Genomic DNA, 19,492 nt, shown 5'->3' with positions numbered 1-19,492 from the left:
GTGACGACGCACGGCGCCCTGCGCTCGACGGTGCTCGTCGTGGCGTCGCGGAGCAGGTCACCGCGCATCGAGGCGGTGGGTGGGCTCGCCGTGCGCCGGACCGGTGTCGACCGCGTCCACCTCGTCGGCTCGGCCGCGACCCCGCTGGGTGGGGACACCATCGACGTCCGGATCGTGGTCGAGGCGGGGGCGCGGCTGCACGTGTGCAGTGTCGCCGCCTCGGTGGCGTTGCCCGGGCGCTCGACCGACGTGTCACACGCGTCGTGGACCGTGGACGTCGAGGACGGTGCCGAGGTGATCGTGGACCCGGAACCCACCATCGTCGCCGGGTCGGCGGACCACCGATCGTCGGTGTCGCTGCATCTCGGCGACCGGGTACGCGCCGCCGTGCGCGAACGGATCCAGATCGGCCGCACCGGGGAAGTGGACGGCCGGTGGTTGGGTCTCTTTCGAGTCGACGGCGTGGCCGGTCCGGTGCTCCGCCACCGACTCGACCTGGGTAGGGGCGCCGCAGGGCACGACGCGCTCTTCGCGCCGACCGCGTCGATCAGTACGTTGACCTGGCCGGAGTGTCTGGCGGACAGTCCCTCCGGCGACACCGTGGCCGGTCTGGAGACGACGATGCCGATGGCCGGAGGCGGAACACTGTCCACCTGGCTCGGCCATCGGCTCCCGGTGACCCGGTCGGTCGCTGCGCTCTCGGCGCGGGGAGATCAGCCTGCGCGCTTGGCTTCCGCGGTCTCCGCCGCTCCGTCGTTCGCGGAGGGCTCCTCGCCCTGACGCTCCGCCGGTGTGGGTGAGGCGCCGGAGGCGGCCCGCTTCTCCGTGCTGTCGAGCTGCTTGCTCTGTTCCGCTGCATCGGCCGTGGCACCGGACTCGCGGTCCGCCGCCTTCGAGGTCGCCTCGACCGTGCGGGTGGGGATCGCCACGCCGTCGACGCGGTTCTCCTGCTCGAGCGTGTGGAGTTGCTCGATCGCGAGGCGCGCGAACACCTGCTGTTCGGTGGACGCCATCTGCGCCCGACCCTTGCCCAGGAAGGTGACGAACCAGGAGATCACCGTCGTCAGACGGTTCCGGTATCCCACCTGGTAGAAGAGGTGGAGTCCGAGCCATGCGACCCAGGCGATGAACCCGCCGAACTCCAGCTTGCCGACCTTGCACACGGCGCTGAATCGCGACACGGTGGCCATCGACCCCTTGTCGAAGTACGAGAACGGCTTGCGCTCGGACGGGTTCTGTCCGTCGAGTGACGCCTTGATCTGCTTCACCGCGTACTTGGCGCCCTGGATCGCGCCCTGCGCCATACCCGGGACGTCCTTGACCGACATCATGTCGCCGACCACAAACACGTTGGGGTGTCCCTTGACGGTCAGATCCGGCTCCACCACGACACGGCCCGCGCGGTCGACCTCGGTGCCGTCGGACTGGTCGGCGAGCTGCTTGCCCAGCGGGCTGGCCTGCACGCCGGCGGACCAGACCTTGCACTGCGCCTCGATGCGGCGTTCGGTGCCGTCCTTGTCCTTGACGGTGAGACCGTCGTTGTCGACGCCGGTGACCATCGCGTTGAGCTGGATGTCGACACCGAGCTTGGTGAGGCGCTTCGCGGCCTTCTCGCCCAGCTTCTTTCCCATCGGGGGGAGCACGGCGGGCGCCGCGTCGAGCAGCACCACCTTCGCGTCCTTGGCGTCGATGTTGCGGAAGGCTCCGTCGAGCGTGCGCGTCGCGAGCTCGGAGATCTGGCCCGCGAGCTCGACGCCGGTGGGGCCCGCGCCGACCACGACGAACGTCATCAGGCGCTCGCGCTCGGCCGGATCGGTGGACAACTCGGCCTGCTCGAACGCGCCGAGGATGCGTCCGCGCAGTTCCAGGGCGTCGTCGATCGTCTTCATGCCGGGTGCGAACTCGGCGAAGTGGTCGTTGCCGAAGTAGGACTGCTGGGCGCCCGCAGCCACGATGAGGCTGTCGAACGGCGTCACGGTCTCGCGCTCGAGCAGCCGCGAGGTGACGGTCTTGTTCGTCAGGTCGATGGTCTCGACGTCACCCATCAGAACCTCGGCGTTCTTCTGCTTGCGCAGGATGACGCGGGTCGCGGGGGCGATCTCGCCGACCGAGAGGATGCCCGTGGCCACCTGGTAGAGCAGTGGCTGGAACAGGTGGTGGGTGGTCCGCGCGATGAGCGTGACGTCCACATCGGCTCGCTTGAGGGCCTGTGTGCCGAAAAGGCCACCAAAGCCGGAACCGATGACGACGACGCGGTGGCGCTTCTTCTCGTTCGTCTCGACGCTCATGTATCCGCTCCTAGATGTCTATGCGTTCTGAGCTCAACGGTAGTCTCCCCACCCCCGCGCGTCTCCGCGAGGCCGTCGTCAGGGGACGAGGACGTACTTGCCGCGCGGGTGGTGCGTCTGCAGTTCGCGGTGGGCGGTGGCCGCCTCCGCGAGGGGAAACGTCCCGGCCACCGTCACGGTGATCACCGATCCGGCCAACTCGAGCAGAGGCAGACGCGCCTCCTTGCGCCGTGCGGCGCTCTCGTGGTTCCCGCCGCCCGCGGACCGGAAACCCTCGTCGGCTGCCCGACCGAAGGCAGTGATGGTCACGATGCGCGTCCGGTCCTGCACCACCACCAGGGACACGTCGATCGCCTCGTCGGTGCCGGCCGTGTCCAGCGCGGCATCCACGCCGTCGGGCGCCGCGGTGCGTACCCGGTCGAGCAGACCGTCGCCGTACGCGACTGCGACGGCGCCGAGGGCGCGCACCGCGTCGAGGTTGCGGGGATTCGCGGTGCCGATCACCTGTGCTCCGCGGTGCAGGGCGAGCTGGACCGCCTGCGAGCCGACGGCGCCGGATGCTCCGTGGATCAGGACGCAGTCGCCCTCCTCTACGCTCGCGAGCTCCGCCATGTCGTAGGCGGTGGCCGCAGTGAGGGAGTACCCGGCCGCTTCCTCCCAGCCGAGCGCCTGCGGTTTCGGCAGCACCGCGTCGACATCGACGAGAAGGCGATCGGCGTATGCACCGTCTGCCAGAACAATGACCTCGTCGCCGACACGGACGGGACCCGCCGGTCCGACGGCGTCGCGCCCCACCGCGGACACCACGCCCGACGCCTCGCTGCCGAGGTGCAGCGGGAGTGTGCTCTCGTCCGTCCCGAATGCGCCGCTGTAGAGCTTGTGATCGAACGGATTGACGCCGGCGGCGCGAATGTCCACGACGACCTGTCCGGGACCCGGTTCGTCGACCACCTCGTCGCGGATCGCCAGGACGTCGGGTCCACCGAAGGCCGTGGCGACCACGGTGCGTGTCGTTCTCGAACCAGTCATACGAGGACCAACGGTGCCCGGTGCTCCGAATGTTCCCCGGGAGTGCACCGCGTCGGCGGAGTGCTGATCCGACCATCGAGGAGAACCATCGTGCAGTTGGCAGTCCACTATCCCTACTTCACCCTTCCGGGTGGCTCCGCGGCCACGGCGGGACTGCTCTCCGACTCCGCGCGCGCTGCGGAGGACGGCGGGTGCACGCTGTTCACGCTCATGGACCACTGGTTCCAGATGGAGAATCTGGCGACCGCGCAGGACCCCATGCTCGAGGGCTACACCTCGCTGGGCTTCCTCGCGGGCCGGACCGAGAGCATCCGCCTGGGCCTGCTCGTCACGGGCGTGACCTATCGGCATCCGGGGCTCCTGGCGAAGACGGTGACGACCCTGGACGTGCTCTCCGGCGGTCGAGCGATGCTCGGCATCGGCGCGGCCTGGTACGAGCGCGAGCACCGCGGCCTCGGTGTGCCGTTCCCGTCGACGGCCGAGCGGTTCGAGCGTCTGGAGGAAACGCTGCGCATCTGCAGACAGATGTGGAGCGACGACGACGGACCCTTCGAGGGCACGCACTACTCGCTGGCCGAGACGCTCTGCGAGCCGAGGCCGCTGCAGAGTCCGGGTCCGCCCATCATGGTCGGCGGGTCGGGGGAGAAGAAGACACTTGCGTTCGTCGCGCGGTACGCCTCGCTGTGCAACCTCTTCGCCCCCGACCAGGAGACCGTGGCACACAAGCTCGACGTGCTGCGCGGTCACTGCGAGCGCGAGAACCGCGACTACGCGGAGATCGAGAAGACCATCATCACCTCGCTCGACCCGGTGGCCGACGAGGCCGGATTCCTCCGGGAGATGGAAGGGTTCGCCGCGCTCGGAGTCGACACCGTGTGCGTGAGCCCGCAGGGACAGGACCCGGTGACCTGGACCCGGTCCGCCACCGCAGCCGTGGTCGACACACTCGCCGGATTGGAGAACTGACATGGACCTCCCGGGCAAGCACTTCCTGGTGACCGGCGCTTCCGGCGCTCTCGGATCGCGCATCACTCGCCGCCTGCTCGACGCCGGCGCCACCGTCACCGCGTCCGGCCGCTCGGAGCAGACGCTGGCCGGTGTCGACCTGGGCAGCGCGCACCTCGTGGCGTCGGACCTGACCCACCCCGCGGCCCCGGTCGACCTGATCGCGGCGGCCAAGAGCCACACCGGAACGCTCGACGGCGTCGTGATCGCCTCGGGCGTGGTGGCGTTCGGACCCGCGGCCGAGGTGGACGACGACACCGTCGACGATCTCCTGCTGGTGGATCTGCTGGCGCCACTGCGGCTGGTGCGATCGGCACTCACCGAGGTGGAGTCCGGGGGCGTCGTCGTCAGCATCAGTGGGGTGATCGCGGAGAAGCCCGTCGGCGGGATGGCTGCGTACTGCGCGGCGAAGGCCGGGATCAGCGCGTTCGTCGAGGCGGCTCGACCGGAAGCGCGTCGGCGCAAGCTGCGGGTCGTGGACGTACGTCCGCCGCACACCGAGACCGGTCTGGCCGGGCGCGCGATCGCGGGCACGGCGCCCACCATGCCGGACGGTCTCGATCCGGACGCTGTCGCCGACCGGATCGTCAAGGCCATCGTGGACGACGAGAAGGATCTGGCGTCGACCGACTTCAGTTGAGTCGGGTCAGAGAGCGCCGCGGCGGACGGTGGTGGGCGTCGCGTTCCACCACCGTCGGCACGCACGAGTGAAGGCGGACTGCTCGGACAGTCCCACAGCGGCCGCGATCTGACTCATCGGCAGCGACGTCGTCGTGAGGTACCGATGGGCCTCCGTGCGGCGCACCTCGTCGACGATCGCCGCGAACGACGTTCCCTCCCCGGCCAATCGGCGTTGCAACGTCCGCGGGTGCAGGTTCAGCAGATGTGCGGCACCGTCGATGTGCGGTGGGGTGGTGCCGAGGGACTGCTGCAGGATGGTGCGCACTCGCGGTGCCACCTCGGTGGTGGGTCCGGCGCCCTGCCGAGCGAGGAAGGCCAGGGCCAGCCGTTTGAGGTTCGAGTCTCCGCCGTGGAGCGGTCGGTTCTGGAGTGTGGCCGGGACCCGGAGGACGGCGGCGGGACGGCCGACGCTGACCGCGACGCCGAAGAAGTTCTCGTAGACCGACACCGGAGCCGCCGGCACGTAGGGGAGCTCGACCGAGCGGAGTCCGTACGACCCGCCGACCAGTGCGATGGTGGCGCGGTGGAGGAACCCCAGCCCCATGTCGGTGCCCTGGACGGGCGGGACGACCCCGGGCTTCGTTCCGTACCGCAGCGCGACGATCCCCGGCGTCCCGTACGGGTCGGGTTCGGCACGCAGGCTGAGCGACTGGGCATGGATGAACAGGTAGTGCTCGGTGCACTCGAGTGCCTCGCCCACGGTCGAGGAGTTCTGGATCGCGAGTGCGAGCGGCCCGAGCATGCCGAGATCCTGGCGCCGTGCGATCCGCAACCCCAGATCGGGGCACGCCAGCTCCGCCGCGGCGATCTCGAGAACCGCGGCCATGGCGACGTCCTCGACGAGGAGGTCGTCGGCGTCGAGCGCGTCCACGGGCAGCCCCGCCGCGACCGCGTACGCCTCGGCGTCCCCGCCCAGTTCGGCCACGGTCGCGCGGAAGCCGCGGAGACCGGCGGAGCGGATGGCGGGCACAGCGCTCACCCTGGGTCAGCTGTCGTCTGAAGTCAACTAGTTGTCGTGTGGTGTCAAGCCATCGGGTGGTGGCACGAGGACACTGGAGTCATGACGTCCACCACCGATCGACTCGACTCGTCCCCGACCGACACCACCCTCGAGCATCTCGACGTGATCGTCGTCGGCGCCGGGCTCTCCGGCGTCGGTGCGGGCTACCGCCTGTCGACGGAGCATCCCGGCAAGTCGTGGGCCATCCTCGAGGCGCGGTCCTCGATGGGCGGCACCTGGGATCTGTTCCGCTACCCCGGTGTGCGCTCGGACTCCGACATGTACACGCTCGGCTACCAGTTCAAGCCGTGGCGCGAAGCGAAGTCCATCGCCGACGGGCACTCGATTCTGAAGTACATCGAGGAGACCGCTGCGGAGTTCGGGATCGACGAGCACGTCCGGTACGGGACCCGCGTCGTCGGCGCGGATTTCTCCACCGCGGAGGCTCGCTGGACCCTGACTCTCGACGTGACCGACGAGTCGGGAACCTCGCAGCAGCAGATGACGTGTGGCTTCCTGTACTGCTGCTCGGGCTACTACGACTACGCCAAGGGCTACAACCCCGACATCCCGGGACTCGACACGTTCGAGGGCACCGTGGTGCATCCCCAGTTCTGGCCCGACGATCTGGACTACGCCGGCAAGAACGTGGTCGTGATCGGCAGTGGCGCCACCGCAGTGACCCTCGTGCCGTCGATGGCGCGCGACGCCGGTCACGTCACGATGCTGCAGCGTTCACCCACCTGGATCAGCGCGGTCCCCGGACGTGACAAGCAGGCGGACAAGATTCGTGATCTTCTCCCGGCTGGTCTGGCGCACAGCGTGATCCGGGTCAAGAACATTCTGTTCAGCACCGGCTTCTATCAGTTCTGCCGGCGTCGTCCGCAGGCGGCACGGCGACTCCTCACCAACCTCTCGACCAAGATCCTGGGCGACGAGAAGCTGGTGGCCGAGCACTTCACGCCCGAGTACAACCCGTGGGATCAGCGACTGTGCGCCGTCCCCGACGCCGATCTGTTCAAGGCGATGAAGAAGGGGAAGGCGTCGGTGGTCACCGACCGCATCGCCTCCGTGCGCCCCGACGGCATCGACCTGCAGTCGGGCGCCTCGTTGCCCGCCGACGTGATCGTCACGGCGACGGGGCTGCAACTGCTCGCCTTCGGCGGCATCGAGCCCAAGGTGGACGGCGTGACCGTCGATCTGTCGAAGCAGTTCGTGTGGCAGGGCGCCATGATGACAGGTGTCCCGAACTTCGCCATCTGCATCGGATACACCAACGCGTCGTGGACTCTGCGCGCCGATCTGACGTCGCGTCTCGTGTGCCGCGTGCTCGGCTACATGGACGACAAGGACTTCGCGTCCATCGTCCCGCAGCCCGACGGCCCGCTCGAGGAGCGTCCGCTGCTGGACCTGCAGTCCGGCTACGTCCAGCGCTCGATCGACGCCTTTCCCCGGCAGGGCGATCACGGCCCGTGGCTGGTGCGTCAGAACTACATCCTCGACTCCATCACCACGCTGCGGGGCGACCTCGGCAAGACCCTCTCGGGGACGCCGCGTCGGTCGGTGCGACGCGCCGCCGGAGTCGCCTGACCCGCAACGCACAGGACCACTCATCGTCAACTCAGGGTTGACGATGGGTGGTCGTCATTCTACGGTCGACGCATGACCGACACCGATCCCGCGCCCGGTGTGCGCCTCGACGATCTGATCGTCGCTGTCTCCCGCACCGACACCGACCCTCTGATCCAGCTCTCGCGAGCCGTCGTCGCCGCCGAGCGCCTCGGCGACGTGGCCGACCACCTCGTCGGACACTTCGTCGACCAGGCACGTCGGTCCGGGGCGTCCTGGACCGACATCGGCCGCAGTATGGGAGTGAGCAAACAGGCCGTGCAGAAGAAGTTCGTGGCCAGGCCGCACGCCGACGAGGCGTTGAACGCGAGCCAGGGTTTCGCTCGTTTCACAGAGCGCGCGAAGAACATCGTGGTGGCGGCGCAGACCGAGGCCCGAGCGCAACGGGTGTCGTCGATCACTCCCGACCATCTCGTGATCGGACTGGTGCAGGACCCCGACTCGTTCGGCACCCGTCTGCTCGCGACACAATCGGTGACGCCCGACGACGTACGCGCCGCCGTCTCGGCACGAGGTTCGTCCGCGGGGGAGCACGGTGAGCCGCCGGCACTCGTTCCGTTCGATGCTGCGACGGCGAAAATTCTGGAACTGACGTTCCGCGAGGCGCTGCGCCTCGGCCACGACTACGTCGGCACCGAACACGTGCTGCTCGCGATGCTGGAGTTCGAGAACGGGACGGGGCTGCTCAGTGGTCTCGGCGTGACGAGGGACCAGGTGGAGACCGACCTCGCTGCCGCTCTCGATCTGTCCTGAGAGCGGCAGCGCGTCCGTCACATGCCGCGGCGCATCACGGCGTAGTAGGCGGACGGGAACACGCGGGCGAGGATGTCGACGGTGTGGGCACTCGCGGCGATGAGGACCCGTCCCTTGCGCTTCTCGACCCCGTCGAGGATGCGGAGTGCAGCCTTGTCCGCGGGATAGGTGAGCAGTTTGGCGAAGGTGGCCTTGCCGTCCGCGATCTCCTTGTCCGTCGCTCCGGCGGCCGAACCGGCCGTCTCGGCGATGCGGGTCTTGATGCCGCCGGGGTGCACCGACGTCACGCCGATCGTCGGCGCCAGTTCGTGGCGCAGGCACTCGGTGAACCCGCGGATGGCGAACTTCGACGACGAGTAGGCCGACTGCCCCGGAGGCGCCACGATGCCGAACAAGCTCGACACGTTGACGATGTGCGCGCCCGTGGATCGGCGCATCGTCGGCAGCAGACGTCGGGTGATGTCCACCGGCGCATGGAAGTTGATGGTCATCACCGAGTCGAAGTCCTTGGCGGTGAGTTGCTCGAACGAGCCGCCGAACGCGATACCGGCGTTGTTGATCAGCAGGTCGATGCGCTCGTGCCGCTCGATCACACCGTCGATGACCACGCCGAGCGCGTCGAGGTCGGAGAGGTCCGCGACGACGACGTCGACGCTGCGTGCCGGTGAGGCGGACTCGATGGCGCGTGCGACGTCGGCGAGCCGATCGGCGTCCCGGTCGAGCAGGATCAGATCGGTGCCCCGTCGCGCGAGCTCGTGGGCCATCTGCTCACCCATGCCACTGGCGGCGCCGGTGACGAGCGCGGTGGCGCCGGGAAAGCGGAAGGGGGGCAAGGACGACATGACAACTCCTGAGCTCGGCGGTACCAACGTCTCGATCATCGCGGACGGCGGGCCGTCGTTCTTGACTTCAGGCGACACCGTCGTCGATCGCCCGCATCGAGGCTGTCGGGTCGCTACGGTGCACCGGTGACGCCTGACTCGACCGCTCCGCTCGCGTCCGGATCCGTGACGGTCCGCGCCGATGCCGAGGACGTGTACGCCCTCCTGACCGATCTCGACCGACTCGCCGATCTGGCGGACGAGACGCACTCGATGCGGTGGGTGGGGAGCTCCGGCGCCCGTCCGGGTGCGTCCTTCGTCGGTCGGAACCGCAACGGTCTGCATCGATGGTCGACCACATGCACCGTGACCGCCGCCGACCCCGGAGCAACCTTCGCCTTCGACGTGCACTACGGCCCGTTCTCGCTGCCGATCGCGCACTGGCGCTACGACATCGACGGCGGTGGCGACGGCGGCGAGACCATGGTGACCGAGCGGATGTGGGACCGGCGTCCGCGGTGGTTCGTCGGCGTCGGCGGACTGGCGACGGGTGTCCGCGACCGCGCCACGGTCAACGGCGACCACATCGCGGCCACCCTCGAACGGCTCCGGCAGACCGTCGACGGTCCCCCGGATTCGTAGGGTGCGAGTGCGGGCACACTGGACGCCATGACGGCACACGCGACGATCGGCATCTGGACCGGAACGCTCGACGGGGTCTCCGCCTCCGCGGTTCCCGACGTGGTGGGGGAGGTGGAGTCGCAGGGCTGGCACTCGCTCTGGTTCGGCGAGGCCTACGGCCGCGAGGCGCTCACCGCCGCGCAGATGTACCTCGGCGCCTCGTCGTCGCTGATCGTCGGTACCGGCATCGCGAGCATCTACGCCCGAGACGCGGTGGCCACCGCATCGGCGGCCCGTACCCTGCATGCCGTCTCGGGTGGTCGGTTCGTCCTGGGACTCGGCGTGTCGCACGCTCCGCTGGTCGAGCGCATGCGCGGTCACAACTACGGCAAGCCCGTCGCGGCGATGCGGGAGTATCTCGACGCACTCGACAACGCACCCGCGGCAGTGGCGGGGGAAGAGCAGAACCCACCACGACTGCTGGCGGCGCTGGGTCCGAAGATGCTCGAGCTGTCCCGCGATCGCACCGCGGGGGCGCATCCGTACCTCGTCACACCGGAGCACACGGCGACGGCCCGCGAGATCCTCGATGCCGGAGACGGCGAGAAGCGCCCGGAACTGGTCGTCGAGCAGGCGGCGGTGGTGGACCCGGTCGCCGACACCGACGCGGAGGTGTGGGCCGAACGCGCGCACGCGCATCTGAACATCTACACCGGGCTGCCCAACTACCGGAACAACTGGGAGCGTCTGGGTTTCGGGCAGGACGACTTCGTCCGCGGCGGCAGCGAGAAGCTCGCCGAGGCGATGGTGACGCGCGGACTCGACGCGACTGTGGCCCGAGTGCGCGAGCACATCGAGGCGGGAGCCACCAGCGTCCTCGTCCAGGTCCTCGGATCCGCGATGAACGTTCCGCCGGTGGACGACTGGCGTCGACTGGGTGAGGCCCTCGAGCTCTCCCGTTGAGCTGAGGGTAGCCTTACCGCAAGCCTGCTCCACCAGTCGTCCCCGAAAGGTTCTTCATGCGCGTCTCCGTCGGTGTGTCCGTCGCGGCCACCGTTCTTCTGCTCGGAACGGCGGCGTGCAGCTCGTCGGACACGGACTCGGCGCCGGCCGCGGACGCGTCGGGAGCCTTCCCGGCCGAGGTCACCGACAAGTTCGGGACCGTGACGGTCGAGGGTGCGCCGGAGCGTCTGGTGACCGCCGGGTACAACGACCAGGACTTCGCGCTCGCTCTCGGTGTCACACCCGTGGCCACCCGCGGATTCACGGGGTACGACTACACCACCCGACCGTGGGCCCAGCAGCAGCTGAACGGTGCCACGATTCCCGAGGTGGGAAGCGACACACTCGATCTCGAAGGTGTCGCGGCCGCGGAGCCCGACCTCATCATGGCGACGTACGCCTATCTGGAGGAGCCCGAGTACCAGCAGCTCGGACAGATCGCCACGACGGTCGGCGACATCCCCGGCTCGGACGGGTCGGAGACCCCGTCGTGGCGAGACCAGTTGGCCGCGTACGGAACCGCCCTGGGCAAGACGGCCGAGGCAGAGACCGTGCGTGGCGAGGTCGACGCGACGTTCGTAGACGCCACGACCGAGAACCCGTCCTTCGCCGGCCGCACGGCTGCGGTCGCGCTCTATCTCGACGGCACCTTCTACATCCTCGACAGCGGTGACCCGCGGAACAGGTTCTTCACCGACCTCGGCTTCGCGACGCCCGAGACCACCGGGACGGTGAGCCCGGAGCGCTACGACCTGCTCGATCAGCAGACTCTCGTGCTGCTGGGCGTCACTCCCGAGGACGTCGCCGGTGATCCGCTGCTGCAGAGCCTGAACGTGGTGAAGGAGGATCGCACCGTCTACGTCGGCGAATTCGGGACCACCGTGCCGGCCGCTCTCGGTTTCGCCAGCCCCCTCAGCCTTCCGTACGCGGTGGACGCGCTCGTCCCGGTGCTCGCACGGGCCTCGGACGACGATCCGGCCACCCGCGTCGGCACCGTCGAGGGCTGATCGGTCCTGCTCACGGGTCGGAAGGTTAGTGTGACCCGACGACAGGGGTAACCGTGGGCATGAGCATCGAGCAGTACGACAGGGACGCGGGCGGCCCGCCCGAGACCGAGCACTGGTCCGAGGGCCCGGTCACCACCCCGGAGCGGGACCCGTTCTACGCCGCGCCCGACGGTTTCGAGAGTTCCGCGTGCGGCGACGTCCTGCGCACCAGACCCGTGCGCATCGGTGTGTTCGGTAGGGTGCGGCAGCGCGTGCAGGCCTGGCAGCTGCTGTACCGCACCGAGGATCTCGAGCGCGTGCCACGCGTGAGTGTCACCACGGTCTTGCTGCCCGCCGGAGCCGTCCCCGACGCGACGCGACCACTCCTGTCGTATCAGTGCGCCATAGACGCCGTCTCCGGTCGATCGTTCCCGTCGTACGCGCTCCGGCTCGGGTCACGTGCGCGCGGCACGGTGCCGCAGTACGAGTTCCTGCTCGTCCTGCACGCCCTGCGCTTGGGTTGGGCGGTCTCGATCCCGGATCACGAAGGTGCCGAGGGGCATTGGGGCGCCCCGCTCGAGCCCGGGTACTGCACTCTCGATGCCGTCCGGGCCGCGCTCTCGTTCGACGAGCTCGGTCTCGACACGACCACACCGGTCGGACTGTGGGGATACTCGGGTGGCGGGCTCGCGTCGTCCTGGGCGGCGGAGGCCGCGGAGGAGTACGCACCCGAGATCGATGTCGTCGGAGCCGTTCTCGGGTCGCCGGTGGGTGACCCGGCGTCAGCGTTCTTCCGGCTGAACGCCACCCGCTACGCCGCGCTGCCGACTCTCGTCATCGAGGGGCTGCGGCGTACCTACCCGGCCCTGGACGACGTCATGCAGGAGTTCGTCACCGAGGAGGGTCTCGAGCTGCTGGCGTCGACGAACAAGATGACCACGATGCAGGCCATCATCGCGCTCCGCGGGTTCGACCTCGACGCCTACTCGACCATTCCCATCGCCGACGTCATGGCTCGTCCGGAGATGGTGACGATCTTCGAGGAGATCCAGCCGGGCCGCTCGGCGCCCGGATTCCCGCTGCTCGTCCTGCAGGCGACGCACGATCAGATCATCGCCGTGGACGACGTCGACGGGCAGGTGACGCGCTATCGAGACGCGGGTGCCGAGGTCGAGTACGTCCGCGATCGCACGAGCGAGCACATCACGCTGCTGCCGCTGTCGGTCCCGCTGACGCTGCGATGGCTCGACGACCGGTTCGCCGGGCGCCGACCGGGACTCGCGGCCACCAGGACCGTCTTCTCGGTGGCGGCGTCGTGGCGCAGCGCCGCGGGTTATCTGGCCATGGCAGGCTCGGCGGCGAGAGCGCTGACCGGGCTCCCCATCTCCGTCCGCCGCACCCGACGCTGAGACGACACCACCCCCGCACCGAGGACTCGGTGCGGGGGTGGTGTGGTGTTCAGGAGCGAGATCAGGCCAGTTCGAAGCGATCCAGCATCATGACCTTGTCCCACGCGGCGACGAAGTCCTGGACGAACTTGTCCTTCGCGTCGTCGCAGGCGTACACCTCGGCGATGGCACGGAGTTCGGAGTTCGAGCCGAACACCAGGTCGTTACGGGTGCCGGTCCACTTCGTCGCACCGGTGGCAGCATCCTTGGCCTCGTAGATGCCGTCCTCGGACGTGGGAACCCACTCGGTGCCCATGTCGAGGAGGTTCACGAAGAAGTCGTTGGACAGTGTGCCGACCTTGTCGGTCAGAACGCCGTGCGACGAGTTCTGGTAGTTGGCGCCGAGAACACGCAGACCACCGACGAGGACGGTCAGCTCGGGTGCGCTGAGTGACAACAGGTTCGCCCGGTCGACGAGGGAGTACTCCGCCGGCAGCTTCTGGCCCTTGCCGAGGAAGTTACGGAAGCCGTCGGCCTTCAGCTCGAGGTCCGAGAACGAATCGACGTCCGTCTGCTCCTGCGTGGTGTCCATGCGGCCCGGGGTGAACGGAACGCTGACGCCCGATGCCTTCTCGAGTGCCGCGACGCCGCCGAGGACGACGAGGTCGGCAAACGACACCGTTCCGGAGAACGACTCCTGGATGCCCTCGAGCACGCGGATGACCTGTGCCAACTCGTCAGGCTCGTTGACCTCCCAGCCCGCCTGCGGCTGCAGGCGCAGGCGACCGCCGTTGGCGCCGCCGCGCTTGTCGCTGACGCGGAAGGACGATGCTGCGGCCCACGCGGTCGAGATGAGCTGCTCGGTGCTCAGTCCGGAATCGAGGATGGTGGACTTGAGCTCGGCGATCTGTGCATCGTCGATCAGTTCGTGGTCGACGGCCGGGATCGGGTCCTGCCACAGCAGGGTCTCCGACGGCACCTCGGGTCCGAGGTACCGGCTGACCGGTCCCATGTCGCGGTGGGTGAGCTTGAACCACGCCTTCTGGAACTCTTCTGCGAGCTCCTCGGGGTGGTCGAGCCAGCGACGGGTGATCTGTTCGTAGATCGGGTCGACGCGCATCGCGATGTCCGAGGTCAGCATCGACGGATGGCGACGCTTCGTCGGGTCGGCGGGGTCGGGAACCAGGTCCGCACCCTCACCGTTCTTCGGACGCCACTGGTGTGCGCCGCCGGGGCTCTTGTAGAGCTCCCACTCGAAGCCGTAGAGCGTCTCGAGGAAGGTGTTGTCCCACTGCGTCGGGGTCGGGGTCCAGATGACCTCGAGGCCACTCGTGATCGCGTCTGCGCCGACACCGCTCTGGAAGCTGTTCTTCCAGCCCAGGCCCATCTGCTCGATCGGGGCGCCCTCGGGCTCGGCTCCGATGTGCGCATCGGGGTCGGCCGCACCGTGGGTCTTGCCGAAGGTGTGTCCGCCGACGGCCAGTGCTGCGGTCTCGACGTCGTTCATGGCCATGCGACCGAAGGTCTCGCGGATGTCCAGTGCGGACTGCACGGGATCCGGGTTGCCGTTCGGGCCTTCGGGATTGACGTAGATCAGGCCCATCTGCACGGCGGCCAGCGGGTTCTCGAGGCTCGTGCGATCACCGTCGTAGCGCTCGTCGCCCAGCCAGGTCTGCTCGGGGCCCCAGTAGACGTCCTCGTCCGGCTCCCAGGCGTCGACGCGACCGCCGGCGTAGCCGTAGGTGGGCAGTCCCATGGACTCGATGGCGACGTTGCCGGTCAGGACGATGAGGTCGGCCCAGGAGAGCTTGCGGCCGTACTTCTGCTTCACGGGCCAGATCAGGCGACGGGCCTTGTCAAGGCTGGCGTTGTCCGGCCAGCTGTTCAGCGGTGCGAAGCGCTGCATGCCGGCTCCGGCCCCGCCGCGTCCGTCCTGCTTGCGGTACGTGCCGGCTGCGTGCCACGCCATGCGGATGAAGAAGGGGCCGTAGTGGCCGAAGTCCGCGGGCCACCACGGCTGCGAGTTCGTCATGACCGCTTCGATGTCGCGCTTGACCTCGGCGAGATCGAGCGAGTTGAACTCGGCCGCGTAGTCGTAGTCGGCGCCCATCGGATCGCCGACGGCGGGGTTCTTCTTCAGGATCTTGAGGTTCAGTGCCTTGGGCCACCACTCGTGGTTGGTGCCACCCTCGACCGGCATCGGCATCTTGTCGTGCATGACAGGGCAGCCGCCGGACGCGTCCTGCGGCTGGTCCTGGTTCATCTCTTTTTCGCGTGTTGTGTGGTCCTCGGACACGAGTTTCCCTCCAAGAGAAGATGAATGAACTGATTTCGCGGCGCCTTCGCGCCTCGAGATCAGGGGCTGACGCTGGTGGAGCAGTTCTCGCACAGGCCCCAGTAGATGACCTCTGCCTCGTCGACGACGAAACCATGGGCCTCCGACGGAGTGAGGCACGGAGCCTCGCCGACGGCGCATTCCACGTCGGCGATGGTGCCGCACGCGCGGCACACGACATGGTGGTGATTGTCGCCGATTCTGCTCTCGTACCTCGAGACCGAGCCGGACGGCTGGATGCGCCGTACCAGTCCCGCGGTGGTGAGAGCGTGGAGCACGTCGTACACGGCCTGGCGGGAGACGTCGGGCAGGGTGGCCCGAACGGCTCCATAGACGGTGTCGGTGTCGGCGTGCGGATGTTCGTGCACCGCGTCGAGCACCGCCAGACGGGGGCGGGTGACTCGGAGCGCGGCACCACGCAGCATCTCCGGGTAGTTCGACGATGGGCTCACGTCGAACAGTATGCACGACTTTTCTGGAATGAGTCAGGAAACGGGGCGCGAACACCGGTCGAACGGCGTGTCGTCCGGCCCCCGCGGGGGCATGATGCGAGGCGACATCCAACGCTCGCAGGGGGTACGAAGATGACCGCGTTCCAGACCGTCGCCAACGCCGCGAACCAGGTCGTTCGACCGCTGATGCGACTGCCTGTGCTGTCCGCCGTTCTCGGGCGTGGCCTGGCCACCGTCACCTACACCGGCCGACGGTCGGGCCGGACCATCTCGCTGCCCGTCTCCTACCGGCGATCGGGCGACAGGGTCACCGTGATGGTCGCGGCACCGAGCCAGAAAGCCTGGTGGCGCAACTTCCATCCCGACCCCGCCCCGGTGACCGTCGACATCGCGGGGGACCAGCATCGGGGGAGCGCACAGGCGGTGGTCTCCGACAAGGGGGGCGTGCGTGTCGTGATCACCCTCGACAGCTGATCAACGGAGTACGACGAGCTGCTGGGTCGCGCGGGTCATCGCCACGTAGCGATCGACGGCGCTGTCCGCACTCGACCGGTCGACGAGATCGAACCCGAGGCCCTTCGCCGATCGTGCGCTCGACGATCGGATCCTCGCGGTGTCCGGTAGAGACGGCATCCCGATGACGCAGGCCACACCCTCACTCGTCGCGGCCCGCTCGTCCAGCACCGCCGCCAGGTCGTCGACGTCGGCGTGCCGGACGCCCACGCCGGTGGTGCGCACCGAGCGTGGCACGAGCGCGGCGCGCGCGCATCGCCGTCGCCCGTGGATCGCCGAGGCGGCGACGAGCGACATCGAGGACCGGGAGATCTGCTGTGGTCCAGGGGGACCCGACGTTCCTGCGGACCGCCGCCCTGTCATCGTCGTCGAGCCAGGGTGCGCAGTGGCGTAGGTACGCCGGCACAGTCCAGAGGTCGGCGACGAGATCGGGAGCATCGATCACCGTCCACGACGACTCCACTCGGTCGCAGAGCTCGTCGATTTCACGCAGCGACGACGCCAGCTCGCCGGCCGACACGTTCGCGACGAGGCGGTCGACGAGGATCTCGCCCAGAACCGCCCAGGTCTCCTCTCGCGCATCGTTGTGCGGAGTCTCCGCCTGCGGTGCCGCAGTGCCGCGTCGATTCTGGCGAGGTTCCCCTCATCGCCGATCGTCGCGTGCCTCGGCCAACCGCCTGATCGCGGACGGCCCCACTCCGTGTAGCGCGGACAAAGTCGCGAGGTTCGCCGGGAGGTCGTGCACCGTGCGATACCCCGCGTCGATCAACGCACCGGTCGCCGGCCGGCCGATGCGGACACCGTCGAACAGCGGTCCGCGGTCGACCGGCACGTCCCTCGTCATGCTGCTCAGCTGACGCCGAGAACCTTGATCGCGAAGATCAGAGAATCGCCCTGCTGGATGCCCGCGCGCGGCTGACCGTTGGGGTAACCGTCCGTGGAGGTCACCGCGACGCCGATCGTCGATCCCACGGTCTGGCCGGCGATGGCCTTCTGGAAACCGGCCACGACACCGTCGAGTGGGAATTCGACCGGGGCGCCGCGCTCGTAGCTGCTGTCGAAGGTGGATCCGTCGCGTCCGTTGACGCCCATGTAGCAGACGGAGACGGTGGCGTCCGCCGCGACGACGGGGCCGTCGCCGGCCTGCAATGTCTGCACCTGCGTCTCCGCGACGCTGAAGGGTGCCTCGACGGTGACCAGGGGAGCGGCATCGTCGGTGGACCCGGTCACCGCGATGCTGCCCGTGTCACCGTCGAGGTCCCACTCGGCCGCGGCACCGGACTCGGGCGCCGCGGTGGGGCACGACTCGGCAGCTGCGGTCGACGACGACCCCGCGGACGAGGATGCGGCGCTGGAGGAGGTGGCAGCAGATGGCGTGTCGTTGTCGGAGCTGCATCCGGACAGCACCAGGACGAGCGACGCGGACGAGGCCAGCAGGACACCGAGGGTACGAGAGGAGTTCACGCCCGACACGCTACAGCCGCCCGACTACTCGACCAGCCGGGCGAGTGCTGCGGTGACCGAGCCCCACCCTTCCGCGAACCCGAGGCTCGCGTGACGATCGCGTGTCGTCGGATCTCCGTGGCGGACGACGGCTCGGTAAGCAGTGCCGCGCGGGTGGTCGGTCAGCGTGATCTCCGCTGACATCGCGACCGGCTGCGGCGACGCGGGGCGCCACCCGCTGTCGAGAGTGTTGGTGAACACCAGCCGGGTGTCGGGCTCGACGACGAGGAACACGGCGTCGGTGTGGGTCACGAATGTCGTTCCGTCGTCGCTCATCTCGGTGACGAACGCCCCGCCCGGTCGCACCTCCAGGTGGTCCACCCGAGTGACGGTGGGTGCCGGTGTCCACCACTGTGACAGCAGCGACGAGTTCGTCCATGCCTCCCAGATGCGGTGACGAGGAGCCGCGATGACGCGATCGAGTACGAGGTCGAGGGCAGGATCGATCGGGAGCGCGGTCATGAGTCTTCTTCCGTCGGAGTCGGGGAGGTGACGAGTTGTTCGAGCCGATCCGTGCGGCTCTCCCAGAGGTGTCGTTGATCGTCGAGCCAGTCCTGGACGAGGTCGAGTCGTTCCCTGTGCAGAGTGCACGTCCGGACGCGTCCTACTTTGGCCGTGCGAATGAGCCCGCTCGACTCGAGACTGCGGACGTGTTTGAGGAAGGTGGGAAGCGCGATCGGGAACGGCGCCGCCAGTTCACCGACGCTTGCCGGACCGGCACCGAGACGCCGGACGACTGCTCGCCGCGTCGGATCTCCGAGGGCGGTGAGCACGGCGTCGAGTTCTGCCGTATGGTTAGCCATACGGGTAAGTATTACAGGCGATCCGGGGTGTGGCGCAACCGATGACTTTCGGGGTGCGCGTCGGTCAGAGTGTTCGTGGGCCGACCAGCGCCCACCGGGAACGAAGGAGTGCACATGCGCACGTTGATCGTCACCGCGTTCGTCTCGCTCGACGGCGTGATGGAGGCGCCTGGTGGAGAGGCCGGATACCGCAACGCGGGCTGGACCTTCACGGACGTCGAGTTCGACGAGGCCGCGTACGAGATCAAGGGGCGGGAGCAGGGGGAGGCCGCCGCACTGCTGCTCGGTCGCCGATCCTACGAGGCGTTCGCGCCCGTGTGGCCCACGATGGAGGACTTCGCCGGATACAACGCCATGCCGCGGTACGTGGTCTCGACGACGCTCGACGATGATGATTCGCGTTGGCCTGCAACGGTTCTTCGATCACTCGACGACGTCGCCGCGCTGAAGGAGACCGAGGGCGGACCGATCCTCGTGCACGGGAGCGCGACGCTGGGACGTGCGTTGGCCGACGCCGGGCTGGTCGACAGATACCACCTGCTGGTGTTCCCGTTGCTGCTCGGCGCCGGACTGCGCCTGTTCAGCGACACGGACAAGGACACCACGGTGCTGACGCTCGTCGAGCACGAGGTCTACGGCAACGGTGTCCAGAAGCAGGTGTTCGATGTGCGCCGTTGACGGGG

21 protein-coding genes and 1 pseudogene are annotated in these 19,492 nt (G+C 68.6%); 11 read left to right on the top strand and 11 right to left on the bottom strand.

Going from position 1 to position 19,492, the window contains the following annotated elements; translation table 11 throughout:
* Positions 1–780 (top strand): urease accessory protein UreD, encoded by a 780-nt coding sequence (locus tag QE449_RS12380; RefSeq protein WP_307108902.1) that lies wholly within the window; start codon positions 1–3, stop codon positions 778–780.
* Positions 781–949: 169 nt separating this feature from the next.
* On the opposite strand, the pseudogene QE449_RS12375 reads toward QE449_RS12380, so the two are convergent.
* Both QE449_RS12375 and QE449_RS12370 read right to left on the bottom strand, forming a co-directional pair.
* Positions 950–2,288 (bottom strand): annotated as a pseudogene (locus QE449_RS12375) (NAD(P)/FAD-dependent oxidoreductase); the annotation flags it as partial.
* Positions 2,289–2,366: 78 nt separating this feature from the next.
* Positions 2,367–3,317, bottom strand: coding sequence for an NADP-dependent oxidoreductase (locus QE449_RS12370; protein ID WP_307093088.1), 951 nt, complete (start codon positions 3,315–3,317; stop codon positions 2,367–2,369).
* Positions 3,318–3,407: 90 nt separating this feature from the next.
* Here QE449_RS12370 and QE449_RS12365 point away from each other — a divergent pair, with 90 nt between their 5' ends.
* Both QE449_RS12365 and QE449_RS12360 read left to right on the top strand, forming a co-directional pair.
* On the top strand, positions 3,408–4,283 hold the full coding sequence (locus QE449_RS12365; protein WP_056445133.1) for an LLM class F420-dependent oxidoreductase: 876 nt from the start codon (positions 3,408–3,410) through the stop codon (positions 4,281–4,283).
* 1 nt (position 4,284) lies between these two features.
* Entirely contained in the window at positions 4,285–4,962 is a 678-nt protein-coding gene (locus QE449_RS12360) for an SDR family oxidoreductase (protein WP_307108901.1), read from the top strand.
* A gap of 6 nt (positions 4,963–4,968) precedes the next feature.
* On the opposite strand, the gene QE449_RS12355 is transcribed toward QE449_RS12360, so the two are convergent.
* Entirely contained in the window at positions 4,969–5,982 is a 1,014-nt protein-coding gene (locus QE449_RS12355) for an AraC family transcriptional regulator (protein ID WP_307108900.1), read from the bottom strand.
* Between the two features lie 81 nt (positions 5,983–6,063).
* Here QE449_RS12355 and QE449_RS12350 point away from each other — a divergent pair, with 81 nt between their 5' ends.
* Positions 6,064–7,593, top strand: coding sequence for an NAD(P)/FAD-dependent oxidoreductase (locus QE449_RS12350; protein WP_307108899.1), 1,530 nt, complete (start codon positions 6,064–6,066; stop codon positions 7,591–7,593).
* Between the two features lie 72 nt (positions 7,594–7,665).
* Positions 7,666–8,385, top strand: coding sequence for a Clp protease N-terminal domain-containing protein (locus QE449_RS12345; RefSeq protein ID WP_056444475.1), 720 nt, complete (start codon positions 7,666–7,668; stop codon positions 8,383–8,385).
* Positions 8,386–8,402: 17 nt separating this feature from the next.
* Here QE449_RS12345 and QE449_RS12340 read toward each other — a convergent pair whose 3' ends face one another.
* Positions 8,403–9,227, bottom strand: coding sequence for an SDR family oxidoreductase (locus QE449_RS12340; protein ID WP_037185420.1), 825 nt, complete (start codon positions 9,225–9,227; stop codon positions 8,403–8,405).
* A gap of 126 nt (positions 9,228–9,353) precedes the next feature.
* Here QE449_RS12340 and QE449_RS12335 point away from each other — a divergent pair, with 126 nt between their 5' ends.
* Genes QE449_RS12335 through QE449_RS12320 form a run of 4 tightly spaced genes read left to right on the top strand, consistent with a single transcriptional unit; the run spans position 9,354 to position 13,224 of the window.
* The gene (locus QE449_RS12335; RefSeq protein ID WP_307108898.1) at positions 9,354–9,848 is read left to right on the top strand and encodes an SRPBCC family protein; all 495 of its coding nucleotides are present in this window, start codon (positions 9,354–9,356) and stop codon (positions 9,846–9,848) included.
* Between the two features lie 27 nt (positions 9,849–9,875).
* On the top strand, positions 9,876–10,790 hold the full coding sequence (locus QE449_RS12330) for a TIGR03620 family F420-dependent LLM class oxidoreductase (protein ID WP_037185417.1): 915 nt from the start codon (positions 9,876–9,878) through the stop codon (positions 10,788–10,790).
* 56 nt (positions 10,791–10,846) lie between these two features.
* The gene (locus tag QE449_RS12325) at positions 10,847–11,836 is read left to right on the top strand and encodes an ABC transporter substrate-binding protein (RefSeq protein ID WP_307108897.1); all 990 of its coding nucleotides are present in this window, start codon (positions 10,847–10,849) and stop codon (positions 11,834–11,836) included.
* Positions 11,837–11,895: 59 nt separating this feature from the next.
* Positions 11,896–13,224: a lipase family protein gene (locus QE449_RS12320; RefSeq protein WP_307108896.1), complete on the top strand. Its 1,329-nt coding sequence runs from the start codon at positions 11,896–11,898 to the stop codon at positions 13,222–13,224.
* Between the two features lie 61 nt (positions 13,225–13,285).
* Here QE449_RS12320 and katG read toward each other — a convergent pair whose 3' ends face one another.
* Complete coding sequence (katG, locus tag QE449_RS12315; protein WP_027505407.1) at positions 13,286–15,466, bottom strand: catalase/peroxidase HPI; 2,181 nt, start codon at positions 15,464–15,466, stop codon at positions 13,286–13,288.
* A 92-nt stretch (positions 15,467–15,558) separates the two neighbouring features.
* Entirely contained in the window at positions 15,559–15,963 is a 405-nt protein-coding gene (locus QE449_RS12310) for a Fur family transcriptional regulator (RefSeq protein ID WP_037185410.1), read from the bottom strand.
* 159 nt (positions 15,964–16,122) lie between these two features.
* Here QE449_RS12310 and QE449_RS12305 point away from each other — a divergent pair, with 159 nt between their 5' ends.
* Positions 16,123–16,464: a nitroreductase/quinone reductase family protein gene (locus QE449_RS12305; protein WP_307108895.1), complete on the top strand. Its 342-nt coding sequence runs from the start codon at positions 16,123–16,125 to the stop codon at positions 16,462–16,464.
* Here QE449_RS12305 and QE449_RS12300 read toward each other — a convergent pair whose 3' ends face one another.
* From QE449_RS12300 to QE449_RS12280, 5 genes are all read right to left on the bottom strand, one after another.
* On the bottom strand, positions 16,465–16,800 hold the full coding sequence (locus tag QE449_RS12300; protein WP_027505404.1) for a hypothetical protein: 336 nt from the start codon (positions 16,798–16,800) through the stop codon (positions 16,465–16,467).
* Between the two features lie 346 nt (positions 16,801–17,146).
* A complete protein-coding gene (locus tag QE449_RS12295) occupies positions 17,147–17,347 on the bottom strand; it encodes a hypothetical protein (RefSeq protein ID WP_027505403.1) in 201 nt (66 codons plus the stop codon).
* Positions 17,348–17,352: 5 nt separating this feature from the next.
* Complete coding sequence (locus tag QE449_RS12290) at positions 17,353–17,976, bottom strand: FKBP-type peptidyl-prolyl cis-trans isomerase (protein WP_307108894.1); 624 nt, start codon at positions 17,974–17,976, stop codon at positions 17,353–17,355.
* 15 nt (positions 17,977–17,991) lie between these two features.
* Entirely contained in the window at positions 17,992–18,468 is a 477-nt protein-coding gene (locus QE449_RS12285; RefSeq protein WP_307108893.1) for an SRPBCC domain-containing protein, read from the bottom strand.
* Entirely contained in the window at positions 18,465–18,809 is a 345-nt protein-coding gene (locus QE449_RS12280; protein WP_056444493.1) for a helix-turn-helix transcriptional regulator, read from the bottom strand. The genes QE449_RS12285 and QE449_RS12280 overlap by 4 nt, the downstream gene beginning before the upstream one ends.
* A 114-nt stretch (positions 18,810–18,923) precedes the next feature.
* Here QE449_RS12280 and QE449_RS12275 point away from each other — a divergent pair, with 114 nt between their 5' ends.
* Positions 18,924–19,487, top strand: a complete 564-nt coding sequence (locus QE449_RS12275) for a dihydrofolate reductase family protein (RefSeq protein ID WP_027505399.1) — start codon at positions 18,924–18,926, stop codon at positions 19,485–19,487.
* The last annotated feature ends 5 nt before the right edge of the window (positions 19,488–19,492 follow it).

Source organism: Rhodococcus sp. SORGH_AS_0303 (genome assembly GCF_030819335.1).
Taxonomy (GTDB): Bacteria; Actinomycetota; Actinomycetes; order Mycobacteriales; family Mycobacteriaceae; genus Rhodococcoides.
The sequence above is the reverse complement of the archived record's forward strand: the minus strand, read 5'-3'. Positions and strand labels throughout refer to the sequence as shown.

Excerpts from the sequence above, each read along its gene's own strand:
- QE449_RS12295 (WP_027505403.1), bottom strand. The coding sequence starts at position 17,347 with ATGACGAGGGACGTGCCGGTCGACCGCGGACCGCTGTTCGACGGTGTC.
- QE449_RS12350 (WP_307108899.1), top strand. The coding sequence starts at position 6,064 with ATGACGTCCACCACCGATCGACTCGACTCGTCCCCGACCGACACCACC.
- QE449_RS12280 (WP_056444493.1), bottom strand. The coding sequence starts at position 18,809 with ATGGCTAACCATACGGCAGAACTCGACGCCGTGCTCACCGCCCTCGGA.
- QE449_RS12345 (WP_056444475.1), top strand. The coding sequence starts at position 7,666 with ATGACCGACACCGATCCCGCGCCCGGTGTGCGCCTCGACGATCTGATC.
- QE449_RS12360 (WP_307108901.1), top strand. The coding sequence starts at position 4,285 with ATGGACCTCCCGGGCAAGCACTTCCTGGTGACCGGCGCTTCCGGCGCT.
- QE449_RS12275 (WP_027505399.1), top strand. The coding sequence starts at position 18,924 with ATGCGCACGTTGATCGTCACCGCGTTCGTCTCGCTCGACGGCGTGATG.
- QE449_RS12285 (WP_307108893.1), bottom strand. The coding sequence starts at position 18,468 with ATGACCGCGCTCCCGATCGATCCTGCCCTCGACCTCGTACTCGATCGC.
- katG (WP_027505407.1), bottom strand. The coding sequence starts at position 15,466 with ATGAACCAGGACCAGCCGCAGGACGCGTCCGGCGGCTGCCCTGTCATG.
- QE449_RS12370 (WP_307093088.1), bottom strand. The coding sequence starts at position 3,317 with ATGACTGGTTCGAGAACGACACGCACCGTGGTCGCCACGGCCTTCGGT.
- QE449_RS12325 (WP_307108897.1), top strand. The coding sequence starts at position 10,847 with ATGCGCGTCTCCGTCGGTGTGTCCGTCGCGGCCACCGTTCTTCTGCTC.
- QE449_RS12310 (WP_037185410.1), bottom strand. The coding sequence starts at position 15,963 with ATGCTGCGTGGTGCCGCGCTCCGAGTCACCCGCCCCCGTCTGGCGGTG.
- QE449_RS12340 (WP_037185420.1), bottom strand. The coding sequence starts at position 9,227 with ATGTCGTCCTTGCCCCCCTTCCGCTTTCCCGGCGCCACCGCGCTCGTC.
- QE449_RS12330 (WP_037185417.1), top strand. The coding sequence starts at position 9,876 with ATGACGGCACACGCGACGATCGGCATCTGGACCGGAACGCTCGACGGG.
- QE449_RS12300 (WP_027505404.1), bottom strand. The coding sequence starts at position 16,800 with ATGTCGCTCGTCGCCGCCTCGGCGATCCACGGGCGACGGCGATGCGCG.
- QE449_RS12320 (WP_307108896.1), top strand. The coding sequence starts at position 11,896 with ATGAGCATCGAGCAGTACGACAGGGACGCGGGCGGCCCGCCCGAGACC.
- QE449_RS12305 (WP_307108895.1), top strand. The coding sequence starts at position 16,123 with ATGACCGCGTTCCAGACCGTCGCCAACGCCGCGAACCAGGTCGTTCGA.